This is a genomic window from Mycolicibacterium sp. CBM1 (genome assembly GCF_054073305.1).
Genome location: NZ_JBSXPP010000004.1, coordinates 262,605 through 282,236, shown reverse-complemented (window position 1 = coordinate 282,236; position 19,632 = coordinate 262,605). Strand labels below are relative to the sequence as shown.

Genomic DNA, 19,632 nt, shown 5'->3' with positions numbered 1-19,632 from the left:
GTCAAGAAGCCGTCAGTCAAGAATCCTCGCCCGCACCGGTGATTGCGGCGACCAACGGCCCGAGCTCTCCGCCGAGCGCCTCCTGGACGTCACGACCGGCTCTCTTGACCGAATCGTTGAGATCGCCACCGGCCGCGGCCGCGGTGGACCGGAAGTCCTCGACCCGGCGACCGAGTGCCAGACGAAGGTCGTCACCGACGGTGGCGGCGGTGGCCACCGCGAACGCGCCGTCGAGGGCGGAGCCCGCTATGGTGCCCTGCGCTGATGCCCACGCGCCGGCGATCTCACCGAGCCCGCCGAGCACGGCAACCGGAAGGGTGGCCTGGTGGCCGACATAGCTGACGACCGCGCCGCGGACCCGGCCACCGGCCTCGCCGGCCACACCCTGAATCTCGGTCCCGGCTTGTGCCCACGCCGAGGCGATGGTGTCACCGTCCTGAATCGCCTCCGCGAACGTGCTCGGGGCGTGAGCGACGGCGGTGGTGACATCGGTTGCGGCGTCGAGCAATTGATTGCTCAATGCCTGGCTGGCGGCGATCTGACGCTCGAGCACACTGCGCAGGACGATGGCCATCCGCGGTTCCCGATGTTGACCGACTGTCTCGCCGGGCAGCAACTCGAGGTCGTCGAGGTCGTCGAGGTCGGCCCCGGCTTCGGATTCGGCGCCGGGTTCGGCTTCAGGTTCGGCGACGACGTCAGCGTCGAGGATCGGTACAGCAGAAGCAGTTTCGGAGTCCGAAGCTCCGGCGAAAGTGGATTCTGACATGCGCCCAGTCAACCCCGTCGGCCCGACGGGCCGATATCGGCCAAGTGACCAACGGGACTCCGGCAGGCGAAGAGACGACCATCGGGCTGCCAGTCCGGCACCAGCATTCCCCAAGCTACTTCCCAGAAACAGGCTCTAACCTGTGTTTTCGCGTCCCGGCGACAGTGACGCAGCATGTCGAGACGAGCGTAAAGGACGATCGCAATGACCAAGCTCATCCGCGTAGGCCTGGGCGGCCTCGCCCTCGGGGCGATGTCGCTCGCATGGGGGTCCGGCATCGCCACTGCCGACGACTACGCCGGCCAGTCCTACTCTGACGCCTCCTCGGCGATCAGCGGTGCTGGCAAGAAGGCCGTCATCGCCTCGTCGGTCGGTGACGCGGTCAGCCAGGGCGACTGCGTGGTCAGTCGTTCACAGAGCGCGGCGTGGCTCAAGGGCGACAACTTCTCCCCCGTCACCGACACCGTGCTGTTGTACCTCAACTGCAACGCCAAGCTCGCGACGGCGGGACAACCGGGCAACTCGCTGGCCAGCCCCGAGGGCCAGGCTGAGAAGGCCGCCGAAGACGAGCAGGCCGCAAAGGACGCCGCCGCTCAGCAGGCCGCCAACGACCAGAACTCGTCCAGCGAGCTCGTCTCGCCCGGCGGCGACTGACGATTCTCGTCTCGGCTTGCCGCCGAGCGCCGCGGCGGTAAGGATCCGTGGCAATGGATGAGAAACTGGCTGCCGAGCTCGCGGATCTCGATGCGATCGGTCAAGCGGCGCTGGCCGCCTCCGGAGAACTCTCGGCTGTCGAGCTGCTCGAGGCGGCGATCACACGGACCGAGGCCACCCGCGAACTCAACGCGGTCATCACCGATCTGTTCGAACGTGGCCGCGAGCAGGCCCGCGCCCTCGACGACTCGGGACGGTTGCGCTCCGGTGAGGCCGGTCCGCTCGCAGGAGTCCCGTTCCTACTCAAGGATCTCGGGGCGTCGCTGGCCGGTGCACGGGAGGCGATGGGCTCGCGGGCGCTGAGCAGCCACGTGGCCACGCACACCGCGTGGATCGTCGATCGGTATCTGGCCGGCAATCTCGTCGTGTTCGGCAAGACGAACACCCCGGAGTGGGGCAATCACTGCACCACCGAGCCGGCGTTGTTCGGCCCCACCGTCAATCCATGGTCACCGGCCATCACCCCCGGCGGCTCGAGCGGCGGGTCGGCCTCGGCGGTGGCCGCCGGTGTCGTCCCCGCCGCCTCGGGTGGGGACGGCACAGGTTCGATCCGGGTGCCCGCCGCATGCTGCGGGCTGGTGGGCCTCAAACCGCGCCGCGCGCGTACGTCGTTCGCCCCGGCCGGGCAGCTGCTCGAAGGCCTGGCCGTCGAGCATGCCCTGACCCGCACGATCCGCGACAGTGCCGCCCTGCTCGACGCGGTGACCGGCGTCGGACCCGGCGACCCGTACAACGCGCCGCTACCGACCATCCCGTTCCTGCGGGCCATCGCGCAGAGGCCGACGCCGCAGCGAATCCTCATCGCCACCGGCTCACCGTTTCCCGCCCCCGCCACCGACCCGCAGGTCGTCGCCGCCGTCACCGCCGCCGGCCGGGCGCTGGAAGCACTCGGCCACCACGTCGAAGCCGGTGCGCCCGGCTTCGACGCGGATGCCGTCGCCGCTGCGATCGCCGTGCTGCACAACGTCAGCAATGTGGGTCTCTACAACCTGGCCAGGACACACCTGGGCCGTGACCCGCGCGAGGACGAATTCGAGCCGAGCAGCTGGGTGATGATGCAGGAAGGCTTCACCACTCCCGCCATCGCCTATGCCGAAGCCATCGAGGCCATCCACGCGCAGACGCGCGAATTCGTCGCGGGCATGGCGGCACACGATGTGCTGCTGGCTCCGACGCTGCTCGCGCCCCCGCCGGGCTACGGCGTGCTCGACCGGCCCCGCGGCACCACCCGGGCCTTCTTCGACGTCGAGTTCGCCCACACCGGGTGGACCACGATGGCCAACGTCACCGGCTGGGCGGCGATCTCGCTTCCCCTGGCAGTCACCGAGGACGGCCTGCCGATCGGCGTTCAGCTGATGGCCCCCGACGAGACCATCCTGTTGCAGCTGGGCGCCCAGCTCGAGCAGGCACTGCCCTGGGCTCACCGACGCCCGCCGGGGTGGCTCGGCGCGGCCAGTTCCTGACCCATTCGCCGTTGCGCGATCCGGCCGGCGGCGCCGCCCTGCGTGACACACTGTGCCCATGGTTGTCTCTATCGCGCGTCCGAAGCTGGAGGGCAACATCGCCGTCGGCGAGGACCGTCAGATCGGTTTCGCCGAGTTCGGAGCCGCGCAGGGGCGCGCCGTATTCTGGCTGCACGGCACTCCTGGGGCCAGACGCCAGATCCCGATGGAAGCCCGGGTGTTCGCCGAAAAGAACAACATTCGGCTGATCGGGATCGACCGGCCGGGGATCGGGAGCTCCACCCCGTTCCAGTACGACAACGTCCTGGCCTTCGCCGGTGACATGACCAAGATCGCCGACACACTGGGCGTCGAGAAGATGGCGGTCGTCGGTTTGTCCGGTGGCGGTCCGTACACGCTGGCCTGCGCGGCAGCCCTGCCTGAGCGAATCGTGGCGGCCGGTGTGCTGGGCGGCGTCGCCCCCACCGTCGGGCCCGATGCGATCGGCGGCGGGCTGATGAAGCTCGGCACGATGGCCGCCCCCGTCATCGAGGTCGCTGGTGGGCCGATCCGGCTGGCGGCGTCGACGTTCATCCGGCTGATCAGGCCGGTTGCCGAGCCCGCCCTCTACCTCTATGCCGGGATCTCCCCGGAGGGGGACCGAAAGATGTTGGTGCGCCCCGAGTTCAAGGCGATGTTCCTCGACGACCTACTCAACGGCAGCCGTAAACAGCTCGCCGCGCCGTTCGCTGACATCGTGGTGTTCGCCCGGGATTGGGGATTCCGGCTCGACGAGGTCAAGGTGCCGGTGCGGTGGTGGCACGGGGACCGCGACCATATCGTGCCGTTCGCGCACGGCCAGCATGTGGTGTCCCGGTTGCCCGACGCCGAATTGCACCAGCTGTCCGGTGAAAGCCACCTGGCCGGGCTCGGCCGAGCGGAGGACATTCTGAGCACCATGATCGACATCTGGGATCGCGACGGTAGTCCGTGACACGTTCTTGAACCGAAAGTAAATGCGCCACGGCGGGCTAGTGGCAAATCCCCGCCGTGGCGCGATTGGCGACCCGTCAGCCGACCGTTATGTACCCAATTGGCTCTTGATCAAAGCGTCCTGTTTCTGGCCCATATCGACGACCAAATCGGACGGCACCGGATCGCCCGCGGGACCCACGAATTCGAGTGACGACGCCGCATTACCCTCGGTGAAATAGAGCACGCTCAGCGAGTTCCGGCCATCGGGTGAAGTCCCGGTGACCAACTGCCCGCCCGTTCCGACCGGAACGTTGACGGTTCTCTGGTTGGCGACAGGGGTGACCGCCTGCGCCTGGCTGATCGCTCCGGCGGCTGCGCCCGGATCGGCCAGAACCCACACCGTATCGGTGATCGTGCGGCCGTCGCGGTGGGTGTAGACCGTCATCGCACCTGGCTGGCCACCGGGGTTGAGTGTCGGCGGGCCGGCGGTGTAGGCCAGCGAGTCGGTGACCACATTCGGGTCGATGAGCAGGACGGTGTAGTCATCGGTTGCGGAAGCCAGGCCCGCCCCGAAGGACAACCCGGCGGACAGCAGCGCGGCGGCGCTCAATGCGCCGAGACGACGAGAATGCATGGCGGAGTGTTTCCTTTGGAGTTGGTTGCCGACGAATGACTGTGTCGCGGTGACTCAGCAGGGATAGCAACCCCACCCGCGCCAGCCGTCGCGCCAGAAGAAACCGGCTCCGCAACCCATGTTGCCGGTGCCGCCCTGGCAATCGAGTGCGGTGATGATCGGTGAATTCTGCGGGCCCGATGGTGTGGCATTGTTCGTGGCGGCCGCATTGGCCGTTTGCATACCGCTGAACGACCCCGCAATGATGCCGGCAGCCGCAATTCCCATGAAGATTTTTCGCATAAGAACTCCCCCAACTGCGGACTCGCTGACTGGGACCGCTTTACATTACGTGAGCCCTTACCACGATTCCGGCTATTCGTGGCGCTCGTCCCGGCACGTTTGTCGACCATCGGTCCATCTTGGTGCTGTCAAACGTCATGCCCAACGTCCTCCCCACCGAGGGTCGCAAGTCCCTGTCGGCACCGCCCGGACGCGGCGCAGTCTGGACGAGTTCTGTCAGATCCGAGAGAAGGCCGTGCCGATGAACGAGGTCGTCGACGAGCGGAAGTACGCCTGGCGCATGATCCGGGCGGCTCGGCGGACCCAGTCCGCCGGAGACACCGACAGCGGCCAGCCGTGCCGCTCCGATGTCGTGCTTCTGCTCGAGCAGGCCCTCGACGCCGGGCTGGATCGGGCCGAGCTCATCGTCGAGCTCGCGGATCTCGGGGCGCGGATGTTCGCGCTCTGTGATCCCAGCGGCGCCGATTCGACCGACCTGCCGCCCAGAGCCGCGGCGTCACGAGCCAGGGCCGTCGTGATCTGACAGTCAGCCGGCTATGGGTTCGGCGTTCCCGAGCAGGGTGCGGCGTAGCAGATGCATCGCCACCGTCGTCGACCGTTCCCGGATGTCGGCGCGTTCGCCCGGAAGCCGCAGCGACCGGCTGACCGTCGTCCCGTCGGCCAGCATCACGCAGAACCAGACGGTGCCCACCGGCTTGTCGGGTGTACCCCCGCCCGGCCCGGCGATACCCGTGATCGCGACCGCGGTGTCGGCACCGAAACGGCGCAGCGCCCCAGCCGCCATCGCTTCGGCGACCTCCTGCGACACCGCGCCATGGGTGCGGACGACGTCGCTGTCCACTGCGAGCAGGTCGGTCTTCACTTCATCGGCGTAGGCCACCACCGCGCCGGCGACGTAGGCCGAGGAACCGGGCCGCTCGGTCAGCCGGGCAGCCAGTAGTCCCCCCGTGCACGACTCCGCCGTCACGATCCGGCGTCCCGCCAAAAGGTCGGCCACCTGGTCGTCGACGAGTGCACCATCCTCGGAGAACACCATGGCGCCGTGGCGATTTCGCATCATCTCCATCAGCCGGCGGTAGGCCGCCTCGGCGTGCGGCTCGTAGCGGGTGACCATCTCGACCTCGCCGCGCCTCAGACAGGTGGTGATCTCCAGCTCGCCGAAGCCCGGTACGTCATGTTCGGCTTCGCGCAGCGTCTCGGCCAGCCCGGACTCGGCCAGGCCGAACATCCGCACCGTCTCCTGGCGGTAGACGGTGCGGCCGGCGATCGCCTGCTGGACCGCTTCGGTGGCCACCGCGGCCGGCCACATCGCCTGCAACTCGCGCGGCGGGCCGGGCAGTACCAACACCGTCGGGGTGCCGGGCACCACTACCCCGGGCGCGGTACCCACCGGGTCGATGACCGTCGCGCCGGCCGGGACCATCGCCTGTTTGCGGTTGGCCGCGCGCACCGCGTCGAAGTCCACACCGGTGTATCGGGTCATCAGGTTCTTCAGGATGGCGGCGATCTTGGCTTCCAGCTCGGCGTCCAGCCCGAGTTCCCGGCCGGCGAAGCGCGCGACCACCTCCACGGTCATATCGTCGGCGGTCGGCCCGAGGCCACCGGTGGTGACGATCAGATCGACGCCCTCTGCCGCCAGGAAGCGCAGCTGAGCCTCGATATCCGCGGCACGGTCACCGCAGATGGTGATGTGGGCCAGTTCGACGCCCAACTCCAGCAACCGGTCTGCCACCCAGGGGCCGTTGCGGTCGGCCACGCGTCCGGTCAGGACTTCGGTGCCGGTGACCACGATTCCCGCGCGCACGCTCATACCGGCGAGGTTACGCAGGCTCCGTCAGCGCGGCGCGGCGCCCGGCGCCCGGATCACCAGCGGCACAGCCGGGAACGCGGCTGCCATCTCCGAACGGGACTTGCGCAGCGCCGCGGTGCCGTAGCCCTTCTTGCGGTGGTCCGGGTGGATCCAGATGCGCAGGTTGACCTCGCCGCCGACTAGCTCACCGAACACCATGCCGACCTTCTGTTCGCCGTCGACGGCGACGAACCACGCCGCCTCCTCGGCACCCAGACGGTCACGGGCCGACCGGATCTCGTCGTCCAGCGTGCCCGCCGGCGCCCCCGACCCGTCACCGGCGGCACCGACCTCCTGGGTGCGGGTGGCGAAGATGTCGCGGTCGTTCTCGTGCGAGAACGGGCGCAGCTGCAGGCTCTCGTCGGAGCTGGCCGGGCGGTCCTTACGGGTGAAGGACAGCTGACTGTTGAGGTCGTCGAGTTCGTCGGCGATGCGACGGCGGGAGTCCTTGGTGAGCTGGTCGAAGGACATCCCCATCACGGCTTCACTGCCCAGCCGCGAGGTGCCGAGCAACTTGGCGATGGCGTCGACGGCGGCGGATCGATCGGACGAGTCGACGATGACGTCGAGCACGTCGTGCCGGCGTTCGAGCGCGGTCAGGAGGGCATCGGCAATCTCGCGGCGGCTGGCGGCGCGGTCGTGGTCGGTCATGGCGTAAGCGTAGAACGGCGAGCTGAGTTCGGCGGTCTCCTCATCGACTCCTCTGCCGAACGAGTGTGCTGCGTCTAACCAAACCGGACACCGCCTACGGCCCGAGCCTCTGCCAAGATGAACGCGCGGCAGACAGCTGGGAACGGATCCGACGCCTGTGATCGGGTGCCGGTGCACGCTGTCGCCATTCGACGCAAGGAGCTCACAGACGGTGGCGAAGACCTTCGGGACGATCGTCGTCATCGTGCTCCTGCTGGTGTGCGCGGGTGACCTGCGGGTCTTCGGCGGTCCCCCGCCGCACCCCGCGCAAGACATCGAGCTGTCCGCCGGCTGGAAACTCACCTCGGCGCGTGACCTGCCGGCCGACGGGACGGCCATCGCCAGCACCGGCTACGACGACTCCGGCTGGCACCCGGTGCGCCGGATGCCGGCCACGGTCTTGGAAACCCTGCAGGAAGACGGCGTCTACCCCAACCTCTATTACGGCAAGAACCTGCTCGAGGACGTTCCGCAGGACCTCTACCAGCAGGATTGGTGGTACCGCACCAGCTTCACCGCGCCGGCCGACTACCAGACCTATGTACTGGACTTCCCCGGCATCAACTACCGCGCCGAGATCTGGCTCAACGGGCATCGCATCGCCGACAACCGCCAGATCGTGGGCATGTACAACGAGCATGAACTCGACGTCACCCGCTGGGTACAGCCCGGCCGGCCCAACGTTCTGGCCGTCAAGGTCACCCCGGAGCGGGCCATCCAGGACGTCAACGGGGTCGAACTGGCCGACAGCTGGTACGACTGGATCAACTGGCGCTACCTGGGCTATCAGGGCCCGGACAAGAACCCGGCCAACGGCAACTCCTTCGTGCCCGATCGCAATGCCGGCATCTGGAAGCCGGTGTATCTCAAGACCTCCGGGCCGGTCGCCATCGGCGCGGCCACGGTCAACACCGACCTGCCGCTGCCCGACACCGACAGCGCCCGGCTGACCGTTTACGCGCCGTTGCGCAACTACTCCGCCGAGAAGGTGCGTGGCGTGCTGCGCGCCACCATCACCCGCGCCGGCAAGGCGCCGATCCACGTCGATGAACCAGTCGCGCTGATGCCCGGTGAGCAACGCGAGGTCACGCTGAGCCCGGACAGGTTCGCGGCGCTGACCGTGCAGCACCCCGATCTGTGGTGGCCCTACACGATGGGCCGGCCCGATCTGTACGACCTGCGCCTGGAGTTCGTCCAAGACCGTGCCGTCACCGAAGTCGCCACGCTGAAGTTCGGCATCCGCACCATCACCCAGGGCCGCGACTCCGACGATTCGTTCGCCGACCTGGGCACCGGCGGCAATTTCTACCTGCAGGTCAACGGCAAGAACTTCCTGGTCCGAGGTGCCACCTACACCCCCGACCTGCTCTACAAGTACGACCCGCAACGCGATGCCGCGATCCTCGGTTACGTCAAGGATCTCGGGCTGAACATGCTGCGGCTGGAATCCAAGATCTCCTCGCAGCGTTTCGTCGAGATGGCCGACGAACTCGGCATCCCGCTGATGTACGGCTGGATGTGCTGCAACCAGTGGGAGAAGTGGCAGCAGTGGGATGACGAAGACCGCCAAGTCGCCCAGGAGAGCATGCGCTCCCAGATCGACATGCTGCGCTCCCACGCGTCGGTGTTCGTCTGGGCCAATGCCAGCGACGGCCGGCCGCCGGCCGAGGTGCTGGCCGAATACCACCAAATCCTGACCGACCTGCACTGGCAGAACGCGACCGTGGACACGGTGTCCTCGCTCAATCGCGACGCCCAGGGTCGCACACTATGGGACGGCATCCAGATGGCCGGCCCCTACAGCTGGCGGCCGCCGTCGTACTGGTTCAGCGGCCGCTACGGCGCCGCCCGCGGATCATCGGCCGAGCAGGGCGACAACGAGCACATCCCGCCCTACGCCAGCCTGCGTAAGTTCATCCCGCCCGACAAGCTGTGGCCGATCAACGACACCTGGTTCTTCCACGCCGGGTCCGGTCCGCAGAACTCGCGGTTGATCAACATCCAGCGCGTCATCGATCGCCGGTACGGCCCGTCGACCAGCGCGAGGATGTTCGCCGACAAGGCGCAGCTGGCCCACTACGAAGCCACCCGCGCCCAGTTCGAGTCGTTCGCCGCCAACGGCTGGGACGGGCACAAGATGACCATCTACTGGATGCTCAACAGCCACTGGCCGTCGTTCTTCGGCAACATCTTCGACTACTACCTGCGCCCCGGTGGCGCCTATTACGGCGCGAAGAAGGGCCTGGCCCCGCTGTCGGTGGTCTTCGACTCCTACGCGACCGGCAACCACCGCCAGGCCAAGGTCACCGTGGTCAACCAGACCGCCGACGCCCGCCAGGATCTGCGGGTGCGGGTGCGTACCTACGACATCAAGGGCGTGCTGCGCGACGACCGGGCCGCCGACGACGTGCGCGTCGACGCGGGCGGCGCGGTCCAGGCGATGACGCTGCCGCCGGGTCCGCCCGACTCGCCGGTGTTCTTCGTGCGCTGCGAGCTGCTCGACCGCTCCGGTGCCGTCATCGCCGAGAACGTCTATTGGCAGTCCCGCCAGGTCGACGATGTCGGCCCGCCGAGCAATGACGCGGCCTTCGACTCCAAACAGGTCAGCTGGGCGGACATGACCGCACTGAATTCGCTGCCGCCGGCGCCGCTGGACATCACCGCCGCCGGGGGTGGCGACGCGGGTCGTGACGTGACGATCCGGCTGCACAACCCGACGGCGCGGATCGCCTTCTTCCAGCGCGCCGAACTGCTGACCGGCCCCCTGGCCGACGAGATCCTGCCGGTCCAGTACGACGACAACTACGTGACCGTCTTCCCCGGCGAAACCGCCGAGATCCACGGCCGGGTACCCGATTCCGGGCCGGCCCCGTCCTGGGTCAGGGTGACCGGCTACAACGGCTCACCGGTGGTCGTCCAGGTGCGCTGACAGTCGGACCCACCCCGCTTTGCCTTAGGGTCGATGACAGGCTCGGCACTCGCACAACAATCGAAGGGACGCACATTGCTGCAACACGCGCTGGTGGTGGCTGCCGCCCTCGCCGGTGCGGTGTTCGCCGCCATCGGGATCGTGATCAGGCAGCGGGCCACCATGGACGTCCCGCGCGATCAGGGCGTCAGCACCGTGATGGTCTCGACGCTGCTGCGCCGCCGGTTGTGGTGGGCCGGTACCGGAGCCGCGGTCACCGGCTACGCGTTCCAGGCGGTCGCCCTGGCCTACGGCTCGCTGTTGCTGGTCGCTCCCCTGCTGGTGTCGGCACTGCTGTTCGCGTTGCCGCTCAGTGCCCGGTTGGCGCACCGGCGGGTCAGCCGGGCCGAATGGGGCTGGGCGGTGCTGCTGACGGCGGCTCTGGGCGTGTTCGTGTCGCTGGCCCGCACCAAGCCCGGTGACTACGACGGGGCGGCGCTGCCTGCTGTCATCGTCGCCGGGATCAGCCTGGCGTTCGTGGGCGCGTGCCTGGCCATAGCGGTTCGGTTGTCGGACTGGCGACGCGCCATCCTGCTCGCCGTCGGCGTCGGTGTCCTGTTCGGTGTGGTCGCGGTGCTGACTAAGCTGGTCATGCACATCGTGCGCGAGGGTGACGTGCTCAAACTGCTGACCTCACCGGTGCTGTACGTGCTGATCGCGCTCGGGGTGCTGGCCACCCTGCTGCAGCAGTCGGCATTTCACGCCGGTTCGCTGCGGACGTCGGTGCCAGCGATGCTGGTGCTCGAACCGATGGTCGCCGTACTGCTCGGCGAGGTGGTGCTCGGCGAACATCTGGACGTCAGCAAGTCCGCTGCGGCCGTGCTGGCGATCGCCGTCGCGGTCATGGTGGCCGCCACCATCGCGCTGGGGCGGGACGAAGGCGCGTGGGAGGAAGAGTTGGAAGCCAGCCTGGAAGCCGAGAAGGCAGCCAACCGGCCGACCGTTCAGCCCCGGGACTGACCGACGCCCGTCAGCCCGGCCAAGGCCCGCGCCACCTCGACGATGCGGGCGGTGCCGGTCCCAGTCCCGAGCTCGGATGAGCCGTGTCATTCGGTGTCAGTCGGTGTCGTCCACCGAAATCGTCACCGGTCCCCCGCACGGGTCGACACCGTCGAGGATGCCCGACGGGACGCGAAAAACCCGGCCCGGCGCCGCCGGCCAGGGTAGGTACCTACTGCCGATAGTCCTGTCGCCCTGCCGGGCAACGACTTTCGGTAGTCGAACGAACTTGTCGGTCCACAGCAGGAGCCGGCGCCGGGCCGGGGGCGGGTCGCCTGGCCGCAGCAGGTTCGGCGCCACCCAGCGCAGTGGTTGCGCGGCGCGGATCGGGATGCCCGACGCGGACGGGCGGGCGCCGTCCAGATGAGCTCGAACTTGGGCGGCCACGTGCCGGCCGTCGAGAGCGGCGATGTCGGCGGTGTCGACCGGGTGGAGCAGGTTGCCGGCCGCGAAGACGCCGGGCCGGCTGGTGCGCAGCGCGGTGTCGACGACAGGGCCCAGAGTGCCGGGATCGATGTCCAGCCCGGTAGCGCGCGCCAGTTCGTGGTCGGGGATCCAGTTACCGGTGAAGACCACCGTGTCGCACGCCACGACGCGGCGCTCGCCTGTGTCCAGGTCTTCGACCTCCACACCGATGACGGCAGGTTTGCCGATGATGCGGGTGACGCGCGTGCGGCGGGCGATCGTCACCCCCAACAGCGGGGACCTGCCGGCGAGGTTGAACAGGCCATAGGACTCCGGCGACGGATATCGCGTGGTCATCAACACGGTGCGGCAGCCGGCGTGCTTGAGGGTGAGAACCGCGGAGTAGCTGACGAGTTCGGCACCGACGACCACCGCGCGCCGCCCGACGCACCGATTCTTCAGGTGCACGCGGTTCTGCAGTGCTCCGGTGGTGTACACCCCCGTGGGGCGGTCCCCCGGGATCAGCAGCGCCGGTCGGGCCCGCTCCCGCGCGCCGGTGGCGAGCACGATCGCCCGAGCCGTCAGGTGCTCCCGGCCGCGCGGTGAGGTCAGCGCCACGGTCATGTCGTCGACCCAGTCGGTGACCATGGTGTTGGTCCTGATCGAGGCACCGGCCTCGGCCGCGGTGCGGGCCAGTCGGCGGGCGTACGCCGGGCCGCTGACGAAGCACTTCAGGTCGCGGATGCCGTATCCGAGGTGATCGCTGTGCCGCGGGATGCCGCCGGGCTCGGCTTCCCGTTCCAGCACGACGACGTCGAGGTTGCCGCCGCGGGCGAGTTCGGCCGCGGCGGTGAGGCCGGCGGGGCCGGCACCGACGATGGCGACGTCGGCGGTGGCGGTGGCGATCATGGCTGGCTTTCTGAAGACGATGTGGCCGAAAAGGTCTCGAAGACGTCCTGCACCTCTGCGCCGCAGTAGAACCCCTGGCAGCGACCGTTCATCGCCCGCGTACGGCGCCGTAGGCCGTCGACGGTGGCCGGCGCGATCGCCGCCCGGCAGGCGTCCCGGATCTCCCCTTCGGTGACGCGTTCGCAGAAGCACACGATGCGTCCGTAGGACGCGTCGGCGGCGATCGTGTCGGCCTGCTGATACGGGCGTGGGAATGCCTCGCCGAGATTGGGCATGTGCGGCGGATCGGGCAGTCTCCGGCGCGGAATCAGGGTCAGGCCCGCGGCGGCGAGCTCACCCCGGACGTACTCGGCCACCGCCATGCCCGCGGTGAGTCCGGTCGAGCGGATACCACCGACGAGCAGGTAGCGCCGGTCACGGTCGGTCTCGATGAGGTAGTCGCCGTGGTCGATCGCCGCCCGCAGGCCGGCATATGTCGCGGTGACTTCCTCGTCGAGCAGCTCGGGCATGAGGTGGCGGCCCTTGTCGAGCAGAAACTCGAACCCGGCTTCTGTGGTCCCGGTGGCGGTGCGGTCACGCAGGTCCTCCGAGGTCGGGCCGAGCATGACGTTGCCGTAGATGGTGGGACTGATCAGGACGCCCTTGCCCCGGGCAGTGGGCACGGGCAGCACGATTTTGTCGACCAGCCGGCGGGCGAGCTTGTCGTAGACGATGAGTTCGCCGCGGCGCGGGGTGACGGTGAACCTGTCGTGGCCGAAGAGGGCATCCAGCTGGTCGGCGCCCAGCCCGGCGGCGTTGACAACCCATCGCGCGGTGACCGAGTCGCCCCGGCTGCTGTGCACCGTGGTGGTGTCCGGACCGAGTTCGACGCGGGCGATGCGATGGTTGGTCAGCAACACCGCGCCGCGGTTGACCGCGTCGGTCGCCAGCGCGAGGTTGACCGTCCAGGTGCAGATGATCGACTCGTCGGGCACCGTCAGACCGCCCAGCGCACCCTGCCCGAGGTTCGGCAGTTCGGCGTATACCGCCGGCGCGCTGATGATCTCGCAGCAGTGGTAGCCGTTGGCCTCGGCTTTGTCCCGCAACCCCGGCAGTGCGTCGAGCTGCTCGCGATCCCACGCGACCAGGATGGCCCCGGTGCGTTCGACGGGTATGCCCGTCCTGGCGGCATAGTCCGACAGCAATCGGTAGCCGCGACCGACCAGGGTCGATTCCAGGGTCCTGGGTTTGGCGTCGAAGCCGGTATGCAGGATCGCCGTGTTGGCCTTGCTGGTGCCGTCGCCGATGTCGTCGCGTCCCTCGATCAGTGCCACCGACAGTTCATGGCCGGCCAGTTCCCGCGCGATCGCGGATCCGACGATGCCGGCCCCGATGACGGCGACGTCGTAGCAGACGGTGGTCATTCGAGCTCCTGCCCGGAGTATGTGGTCGCGGCCAACCGCCGCCAACCAGAACGGAATTCAGCGGCACGGGATGCCGTCCAGCGCGGTTCGTAGGTCGCCGACGGGCGCCACTTGGTGACGACGTCGCGGATCGGCTGGTGCGGTTGCAGACTCAGCCGGGCCAGCGCCGCCGCGCCGAGCGCGGTGGCGTGCGCCGACGGGTAGATCTCGACCGGCACCTGCGCGATGTCGGCACAGGCTTGCATGAGGACCTTCGATTGGGTCAGGCCGCCGTCGGCACGAAGTGCCCGCAGCGGTACCACGGTGTCGGCGTTGATGGCATCGACGAGTTCGGCGATCTGCGCCGCGATCCCTTGCAGGACAGCCAGCACGACATGGCCGCGGCCGGTCGACAGCGTCATACCCGAGAGTGCCGCTGTGGCATGTGCTTTCCACCAGGGTGCGGCCAGTCCGGCAAGGGCGGGAACGCACAGCACGCCGTTGCTGTCCGGGGCGGCCAGCTCGTCCATCTCGTCGGCGCTACCCACGACGCCCAGCGCGGACAGCCACCGTACCGCCGACGCTGCGGTGTAGACCTGGCCGTCGACGCAGAAGGTGTCCTCGCCGGCCACCCGCCAGGCCAGCGACGAGGTGAGCCCGCTGGTCGAGTGCACGGCAGTGGTACCGGTGTTGGCCAGCAGGAATGCACCGGTACCGAAGGTGCACTTCGCCATCCCCTGGTCGAGGCATCCCTCGGCCAGCAGTGCGGCCTGTTGGTCGACCACGGCTCCACCGACGGGTACCTCGGCGCCGAATACATCTGTGCTACCGATGATTTCGTCGTTGCCGACGATAGCGGGGCGCCGCTCGCCATCCAGCCCGAACAGTGCCAGCAGCTCCCGGCTCCAGTCCCGGCCGCCGAGTTCGACGGCCAAGGAGCGGCTGGCCGTCGTGGCGTCGGTGACGAAGGCGCCGGTCAGCCGGTGCAGCAGCCAGCTGTCCGAGGTCGTGACGACGCCAGCGGACTCGACGTTGCGGCGCAGCCAGGCCATCTTGGGCGCCGAGAAGTACGGATCCAGCACCAGCCCGGTCCTGGCGGCGAACAGCTCGGCATGGTCGCCGAGCGCCGCGCACACCGCCTCGGCCCGGCGGTCCTGCCACACGATGGCCGCCGTCAGCGGCCGGCCGGTGTCGGGATCCCAGGCCAGCACGGTCTCACCCTGGTTGGCCAGCGAAACGGCCTCGACAGGCCGGCCGGCCTGCGCGAGCGCTGCGCGTCCGGCGCTGAGAACGGAATCCAGCAGTTCGTTCGGATCCTGCTCGACGCCGCCGCCGTCGAGGTAGCGCGGGTGCACCGCGACTTCGGCCTGGCCGACCACCCCGTCCTCGGGGTCGACGACGATGGCCTTGGTACCCGAGGTGCCTTGATCGATCGCCAGAACCGTCACCCGCTCACCTCCCGCCGTCGCGCTCGTCAGCTGCAGCCTCGTCCAGTTCGGCGTCGATCGAACGCAGATCGGGCATCTTGAGGCCACGCGCTCCGCGGGTGAGCAACAGATACGCCAGATAGAGCGCGCCCAGCCCCACCATGACCGCCACGTAGAGCCATGGCTGGGCGAAGGAGGAATCCCGGAACAACGACAAGGCGAACACCAGCCAGACGACCGCGACCACCATGACCGGAACCTCCCAGCGGCCCAGGCTGAAACCGGAACTGGCCGGCAACCCGCGCCGGGTCGCGATGTAGAGGGCCACGGTGATGGCATAGATGATCGCCGGCAGCAGGGTGGCAGCGGAGAACAGGATGAACAGCGCGTCGGTGCTCGTGGAGAACATCGCCAGGATCACCGCCGAGATCGTCGTCATCGCGATCGTCGCGTTCAGCGGTGTCTTGAATCGCGGCGAGACCTTGTGCAGCGCTTGCCAGCCGGGGAAGCGCTGGTCTCGAGACATCGCCCAGACCAGGCGCACGCCACTCATCACGATGACCAGTCCGCAGGCGAAGATGGCGATGGCCACCAGGACCAGCAACGCGGTGCCCACGAACGATCCGAGGATGTCCTGGATGACATCGGCGATGGGGGTGCCGGACTCGGCGAGCGTGCTCGGATCGTTGACCGCTGCGGTGACGACGAGCAGGAACAAGAAGCCGAGGACACCCGAGGCGAGCACTGCCTGCCACATAGCCCGTGGGACAACGACTTCCGGGCGCTTGGTCTCTTCGGCCAGGTTGGCGGCGGACTCGAAGCCGACGATGGTGAAGGCGCCGAGCAGGAAGCCCAGCATCCACGGGCCGACGCTCGTCGCGGTGCCGAAGCTCCAATAGCCCTCCACCGGGACGTCGCCGTGGGAGAACAGATTGCCCATCGACAGTTTGTGGGCGATGACGCCGACGACGAACAGCAATACGACCAGGGCGATCATGCACACCAGTTCCGCCGTCACCGCGAAGTTGTTGACCCGCTCGGTCCATTTGGTGGACAGCCCGACGAGCACGCCCTGCAGAACCAGTACACCCGCGGTGATGAGGAAGGAAGTCAGTGCGGTTCCGGTGAAATCGAACAGGGCCGGGACGACGGTGGCAGCCACTGTGTAGTCGACGGCCACGGCGACGATGGCCAGGAAGGTGAACGAGATCCACCCGGTGATCCAGCCCAGGATCGGATTGGCCAGCCGGGACACCCACTGGTAGGCGTAACCGGTGACCGGGATGCGGGCGGCCAGGGCCCCGAGCAGGAGGGCCACCGCCAGCTGGCCGACGATGACGATGGGCCAGGTCCAGATTCCGAGCGGGCCGGAGCTCTTCAGGACACTGCCGTAGGTGGTGAAGATGCCGGTGGCGATCGACACGAAGGCGAACGCGACGGCGAACGAGGCGAAGCGCCCGGTGGAGCGTTCCAGGGTGTCGGTGTACTCGCCCGCGCGTACCAGGGGTTTACCGGATGGTGTGGAAGAATCTGTCATCGGATCGAACTTTCTGCGTGGCAGTGACTGTTTCGGAGTAACGGTTCGGTCCGGCGGGCGGCGCTGCAACGCCGCCCGCACCCCGTTTGTGGCAAAGACTCAGGTCAGTCGCACTGCGGGGCAGTTCGCGCTGACAGCACCACACCTCCCGTCTCTTCCAACGCCGTCGCGACCGAGGGCGGCGGGTTCTTGTCGGTGATCAGACCGTTGACGTCACCGAGACCGCAGACCCGGTACGGGGCGACCTGCCCGAGCTTGGTGGAATCGGCCAGTATGTAGCTGCGGGCACTGTTGGCGATGATGGTGCGCCGGACGTCCACTTCGTCGACGTGGAAGTCGGTCAGCCCGGTCCGGGCATCGACGCCACCGGACCCCAGCAGTGCGATATCGGCGTAGATGTCGGCGAAGAAGGACTTGGTGTGGGTGTTGGAGCAGGCCAGGTCCCCGGCTCGGACCCGCCCGCCGGCCACTAGAACCTCCAGTCCGGGGCGGTCGGCCAGTTCGACCGCCACCGGCAGCGACGGGGTGATGACGGTCCCGGAGAAGCCTCGGGGGATGGCGCGCGCCACCGCCACCGCGGTGGTGCCGATGTCGATGATCACGGTCTGGCCGGGCTGCAGCAGCCGGACAGCGACCGTGGCCAGTTGAGCTTTGGCCTGGTGGCAGATGAGCGACCGTTCCGTGAAGGACGGTTCCACGCCGCGCCGGTCCGCCACCGCCGCGGCGCCGCCGTGCACGCGACGCAGCGCTCCCTTCTCCTCCAGGAGTGCCAGATCGCGGCGCACGGTTTCGGCGGACACGTTCAGCAACCGCACCAACTCGTCGGTGCTCACCGCGTGGCCGGTGCTGACCGCCTCGATGATCGCCTCGTGCCGCTTTACGGGTAGCACGTCAGATGACCGAAGTTGTGGGTTTCTGACTGTGCATGACCGCAAGTGTGGGGTGTTGGGGTCGTCACGTCAACCGGAGGGGCGCAGGGGCGTCCAACGGCTCCCGAGCGGCCGCACTGCTGACCCTCGGCCATGATGGTGGGGTGGTGCTGTCATCGGATCCGCTCGCTCAGGTGTCCCAGAGCCCGCCGGGACCGGCCGTCGGTGCGTTCTTCGACCTGGACGGCACCCTGGTCGCCGGGTTCACCGCCACCGCGCATGCCAGTGACCGGCTGCGCCGAGGACAGGCCAGGATCGGCGAGATCTTCGGCGTCGTCGAGGCGTCGCTGCGCTACAAGCTCGGCCGCATGCAGTTCGAACGCCTGCTGGTCCGTGCCGCCGGCTATCTGCGCGGCGAGTCACTGGCCGAGCTCGACGAGATCGGCGAGCGGCTGTACGCCGAACAGATCGCCCAGCGGGTGTATCCAATGATGCGCGAGATCGTCGAGGCGCACCGGGCCCGTGGCCACACCGTGGTGCTCAGCTCGTCGGCGTTGACCATCCACGCCGAGCCGGTCGCGCGGGCGCTGGGTATCACCAACGTCGTGTGCAACACGTTCGAACTCGACGACGCCGGCCGGCTGACCGGGACCATCGCCACGCCGATCGTCTGGGGCCGACAGAAAGCCGCTGCCGTGCAACGGTTCTGCGCGGCCAACGACGTCGAGCTGGCTCGCAGCTACTTCTACGCCGACGGCGACGAGGACGCCGCGCTGATGGGCATGGTGGGCCACCCACGGCCGGTCAACCCCCGCCCCGGGCTGGCGGCGAAGGCGGCGGCCAACGACTGGCCGATCCTGCAGCTGAGCATCCCCGGCCGGCGCAGTGGCGCGGTGAATGCGATGGGGCACCTGCCTGCGCTGGGCCGGGCCGCCCTGGGCGCGGCGTTGAGCTCGGTCGCGCTGCGGGCTCGCCGCACCGGCCGCGGCTGAATTACACGGAGCGGTGCGGCACGTCGGTGATCAGGCCGCCGTCGACGACGTACTCCGAACCGGTCGAGAAGGACGACTCGTCGCTGGCGAGGAAGACGATGAAGGTCGCCACCTCTTCGGGTCTGCCCGGACGGCCAAGCGGCGCGCTGACCATGTCGTCGGGCAGGTGCCTGGTCATCGGGGTGCGGATGAACCCTGGATGCACGGAGTTGACCCGGATGTTGTCCGACGCCAGCTCGAGGGCCGCCGACTTCGTCAGCCCGCGCAGCCCCCACTTCGAGGCCACATAGCTGTGCACCCAGGAGGCACCACGCATCCCCTCGATGGATGACACGTTGATGATCGAACCGCCGCCGGCGGCCTGCATCGGACCCAGCACCGCCTTGATACCCAGCAGCGCCCCGGTGAGGTTGACGTCGAGGACCTTCTTCCAGCGCTCCACGTCCAACGACTTCAGCGGCGCGACCTGGACGATGCCGGCGTTGTTGACCAGCACATTGACCTTGCCGAAATCGGCGAGCGCGGTGTCCACCGCCGCCTGCCACTGGTCGGCGTCGGTCACGTCGAGATGGACGTAGCGCGCGGCGTCACCGAGTTCGTCGGCCAGCTCTTTTCCCTTGTCGTCGAGGATGTCGCCGATCACGACCTTGGCGCCCTCGGCCACCAGCATCCGCGCATCGGCGGCGCCCATCCCCTGCGCCCCACCCGTGATGATGGCCACCTTGTCGTCTACGCGTCCCATGACGCGACAGGCTACCGCAGCCGCCGGCCGCCAAATAGAACCTGTTTCAG

General features: G+C 68.5%; 18 protein-coding genes. 7 read left to right on the top strand and 11 right to left on the bottom strand.

All coding sequences use genetic code 11. The annotated features are described in order from the left end of the window. Window positions 1-16: 16 nt before the first annotated feature. On the bottom strand, window positions 17-766 hold the full coding sequence (locus tag ACXDF8_RS07625; RefSeq protein WP_457222635.1) for a hypothetical protein: 750 nt from the start codon (window positions 764-766) through the stop codon (window positions 17-19). A gap of 204 nt (window positions 767-970) precedes the next feature. Here ACXDF8_RS07625 and ACXDF8_RS07620 point away from each other — a divergent pair, with 204 nt between their 5' ends. The 3 genes from ACXDF8_RS07620 to ACXDF8_RS07610 are packed head-to-tail and all read left to right on the top strand — an operon-like array spanning window position 971 to window position 3,916. Continuing rightward, a complete protein-coding gene (locus tag ACXDF8_RS07620; RefSeq protein ID WP_457222634.1) occupies window positions 971-1,420 on the top strand; it encodes a hypothetical protein in 450 nt (149 codons plus the stop codon). Between the two features lie 53 nt (window positions 1,421-1,473). After that, window positions 1,474-2,943, top strand: coding sequence for an amidase (locus tag ACXDF8_RS07615; RefSeq protein WP_457222633.1), 1,470 nt, complete (start codon window positions 1,474-1,476; stop codon window positions 2,941-2,943). Between the two features lie 58 nt (window positions 2,944-3,001). Next, window positions 3,002-3,916 carry an alpha/beta fold hydrolase gene (locus tag ACXDF8_RS07610; protein WP_457222632.1) on the top strand — a complete coding sequence of 305 codons (915 nt, stop codon included), beginning with the start codon at window positions 3,002-3,004 and terminating at the stop codon, window positions 3,914-3,916. Window positions 3,917-4,003: 87 nt separating this feature from the next. On the opposite strand, the gene ACXDF8_RS07605 is transcribed toward ACXDF8_RS07610, so the two are convergent. After that, window positions 4,004-4,531 (bottom strand): hypothetical protein, encoded by a 528-nt coding sequence (locus ACXDF8_RS07605; protein ID WP_457222631.1) that lies wholly within the window; start codon window positions 4,529-4,531, stop codon window positions 4,004-4,006. A gap of 54 nt (window positions 4,532-4,585) precedes the next feature. Then, entirely contained in the window at window positions 4,586-4,798 is a 213-nt protein-coding gene (locus ACXDF8_RS07600) for a hypothetical protein (protein WP_457222630.1), read from the bottom strand. 256 nt (window positions 4,799-5,054) lie between these two features. Here ACXDF8_RS07600 and ACXDF8_RS07595 point away from each other — a divergent pair, with 256 nt between their 5' ends. Next, complete coding sequence (locus ACXDF8_RS07595; protein ID WP_457222629.1) at window positions 5,055-5,336, top strand: hypothetical protein; 282 nt, start codon at window positions 5,055-5,057, stop codon at window positions 5,334-5,336. Between the two features lie 3 nt (window positions 5,337-5,339). On the opposite strand, the gene ACXDF8_RS07590 is transcribed toward ACXDF8_RS07595, so the two are convergent. Both ACXDF8_RS07590 and ACXDF8_RS07585 read right to left on the bottom strand, forming a co-directional pair. After that, window positions 5,340-6,623, bottom strand: a complete 1,284-nt coding sequence (locus tag ACXDF8_RS07590) for a competence/damage-inducible protein A (protein WP_457222628.1) — start codon at window positions 6,621-6,623, stop codon at window positions 5,340-5,342. Between the two features lie 24 nt (window positions 6,624-6,647). Beyond that, on the bottom strand, window positions 6,648-7,313 hold the full coding sequence (locus ACXDF8_RS07585; RefSeq protein ID WP_457222627.1) for a GNAT family N-acetyltransferase: 666 nt from the start codon (window positions 7,311-7,313) through the stop codon (window positions 6,648-6,650). Window positions 7,314-7,524: 211 nt separating this feature from the next. On the opposite strand from ACXDF8_RS07585, the gene ACXDF8_RS07580 reads away from it, so the two are divergent. Both ACXDF8_RS07580 and ACXDF8_RS07575 read left to right on the top strand, forming a co-directional pair. Beyond that, window positions 7,525-10,281 (top strand): glycoside hydrolase family 2 protein, encoded by a 2,757-nt coding sequence (locus ACXDF8_RS07580; RefSeq protein WP_457222626.1) that lies wholly within the window; start codon window positions 7,525-7,527, stop codon window positions 10,279-10,281. Between the two features lie 75 nt (window positions 10,282-10,356). Next, window positions 10,357-11,280, top strand: a complete 924-nt coding sequence (locus ACXDF8_RS07575; protein ID WP_457222715.1) for a DMT family transporter — start codon at window positions 10,357-10,359, stop codon at window positions 11,278-11,280. Between the two features lie 96 nt (window positions 11,281-11,376). On the opposite strand, the gene ACXDF8_RS07570 is transcribed toward ACXDF8_RS07575, so the two are convergent. From ACXDF8_RS07570 to ACXDF8_RS07550, 5 genes are all read right to left on the bottom strand, one after another. Then, window positions 11,377-12,633 (bottom strand): NAD(P)/FAD-dependent oxidoreductase, encoded by a 1,257-nt coding sequence (locus ACXDF8_RS07570; RefSeq protein WP_457222625.1) that lies wholly within the window; start codon window positions 12,631-12,633, stop codon window positions 11,377-11,379. Continuing rightward, window positions 12,630-14,036 (bottom strand): NAD(P)/FAD-dependent oxidoreductase, encoded by a 1,407-nt coding sequence (locus ACXDF8_RS07565; RefSeq protein WP_457222624.1) that lies wholly within the window; start codon window positions 14,034-14,036, stop codon window positions 12,630-12,632. Before ACXDF8_RS07565 ends, ACXDF8_RS07570 begins: the two co-directional genes overlap by 4 nt. Beyond that, window positions 14,033-15,463: an FGGY family carbohydrate kinase gene (locus ACXDF8_RS07560; RefSeq protein WP_457222623.1), complete on the bottom strand. Its 1,431-nt coding sequence runs from the start codon at window positions 15,461-15,463 to the stop codon at window positions 14,033-14,035. Before ACXDF8_RS07560 ends, ACXDF8_RS07565 begins: the two co-directional genes overlap by 4 nt. A gap of 4 nt (window positions 15,464-15,467) precedes the next feature. Beyond that, window positions 15,468-16,979 carry an amino acid permease gene (locus ACXDF8_RS07555; protein WP_457222622.1) on the bottom strand — a complete coding sequence of 504 codons (1,512 nt, stop codon included), beginning with the start codon at window positions 16,977-16,979 and terminating at the stop codon, window positions 15,468-15,470. 104 nt (window positions 16,980-17,083) lie between these two features. Further along, window positions 17,084-17,869 carry a DeoR/GlpR family DNA-binding transcription regulator gene (locus tag ACXDF8_RS07550; RefSeq protein ID WP_457222621.1) on the bottom strand — a complete coding sequence of 262 codons (786 nt, stop codon included), beginning with the start codon at window positions 17,867-17,869 and terminating at the stop codon, window positions 17,084-17,086. 149 nt (window positions 17,870-18,018) lie between these two features. On the opposite strand from ACXDF8_RS07550, the gene ACXDF8_RS07545 reads away from it, so the two are divergent. Further along, window positions 18,019-18,840 carry an HAD family hydrolase gene (locus tag ACXDF8_RS07545; RefSeq protein ID WP_457222714.1) on the top strand — a complete coding sequence of 274 codons (822 nt, stop codon included), beginning with the start codon at window positions 18,019-18,021 and terminating at the stop codon, window positions 18,838-18,840. Window position 18,841: 1 nt separating this feature from the next. On the opposite strand, the gene ACXDF8_RS07540 is transcribed toward ACXDF8_RS07545, so the two are convergent. Continuing rightward, on the bottom strand, window positions 18,842-19,582 hold the full coding sequence (locus ACXDF8_RS07540; RefSeq protein ID WP_457222620.1) for a glucose 1-dehydrogenase: 741 nt from the start codon (window positions 19,580-19,582) through the stop codon (window positions 18,842-18,844). Window positions 19,583-19,632: the final 50 nt, after the last annotated feature.

Excerpts from the sequence above, each read along its gene's own strand:
- ACXDF8_RS07565 (WP_457222624.1), bottom strand. The coding sequence starts at position 14,036 with ATGACCACCGTCTGCTACGACGTCGCCGTCATCGGGGCCGGCATCGTC.
- ACXDF8_RS07570 (WP_457222625.1), bottom strand. The coding sequence starts at position 12,633 with ATGATCGCCACCGCCACCGCCGACGTCGCCATCGTCGGTGCCGGCCCC.
- ACXDF8_RS07600 (WP_457222630.1), bottom strand. The coding sequence starts at position 4,798 with ATGGGAATTGCGGCTGCCGGCATCATTGCGGGGTCGTTCAGCGGTATG.
- ACXDF8_RS07615 (WP_457222633.1), top strand. The coding sequence starts at position 1,474 with ATGGATGAGAAACTGGCTGCCGAGCTCGCGGATCTCGATGCGATCGGT.
- ACXDF8_RS07625 (WP_457222635.1), bottom strand. The coding sequence starts at position 766 with ATGTCAGAATCCACTTTCGCCGGAGCTTCGGACTCCGAAACTGCTTCT.
- ACXDF8_RS07620 (WP_457222634.1), top strand. The coding sequence starts at position 971 with ATGACCAAGCTCATCCGCGTAGGCCTGGGCGGCCTCGCCCTCGGGGCG.
- ACXDF8_RS07605 (WP_457222631.1), bottom strand. The coding sequence starts at position 4,531 with ATGCATTCTCGTCGTCTCGGCGCATTGAGCGCCGCCGCGCTGCTGTCC.
- ACXDF8_RS07595 (WP_457222629.1), top strand. The coding sequence starts at position 5,055 with ATGAACGAGGTCGTCGACGAGCGGAAGTACGCCTGGCGCATGATCCGG.
- ACXDF8_RS07610 (WP_457222632.1), top strand. The coding sequence starts at position 3,002 with ATGGTTGTCTCTATCGCGCGTCCGAAGCTGGAGGGCAACATCGCCGTC.
- ACXDF8_RS07555 (WP_457222622.1), bottom strand. The coding sequence starts at position 16,979 with ATGACAGATTCTTCCACACCATCCGGTAAACCCCTGGTACGCGCGGGC.
- ACXDF8_RS07540 (WP_457222620.1), bottom strand. The coding sequence starts at position 19,582 with ATGGGACGCGTAGACGACAAGGTGGCCATCATCACGGGTGGGGCGCAG.
- ACXDF8_RS07590 (WP_457222628.1), bottom strand. The coding sequence starts at position 6,623 with ATGAGCGTGCGCGCGGGAATCGTGGTCACCGGCACCGAAGTCCTGACC.
- ACXDF8_RS07585 (WP_457222627.1), bottom strand. The coding sequence starts at position 7,313 with ATGACCGACCACGACCGCGCCGCCAGCCGCCGCGAGATTGCCGATGCC.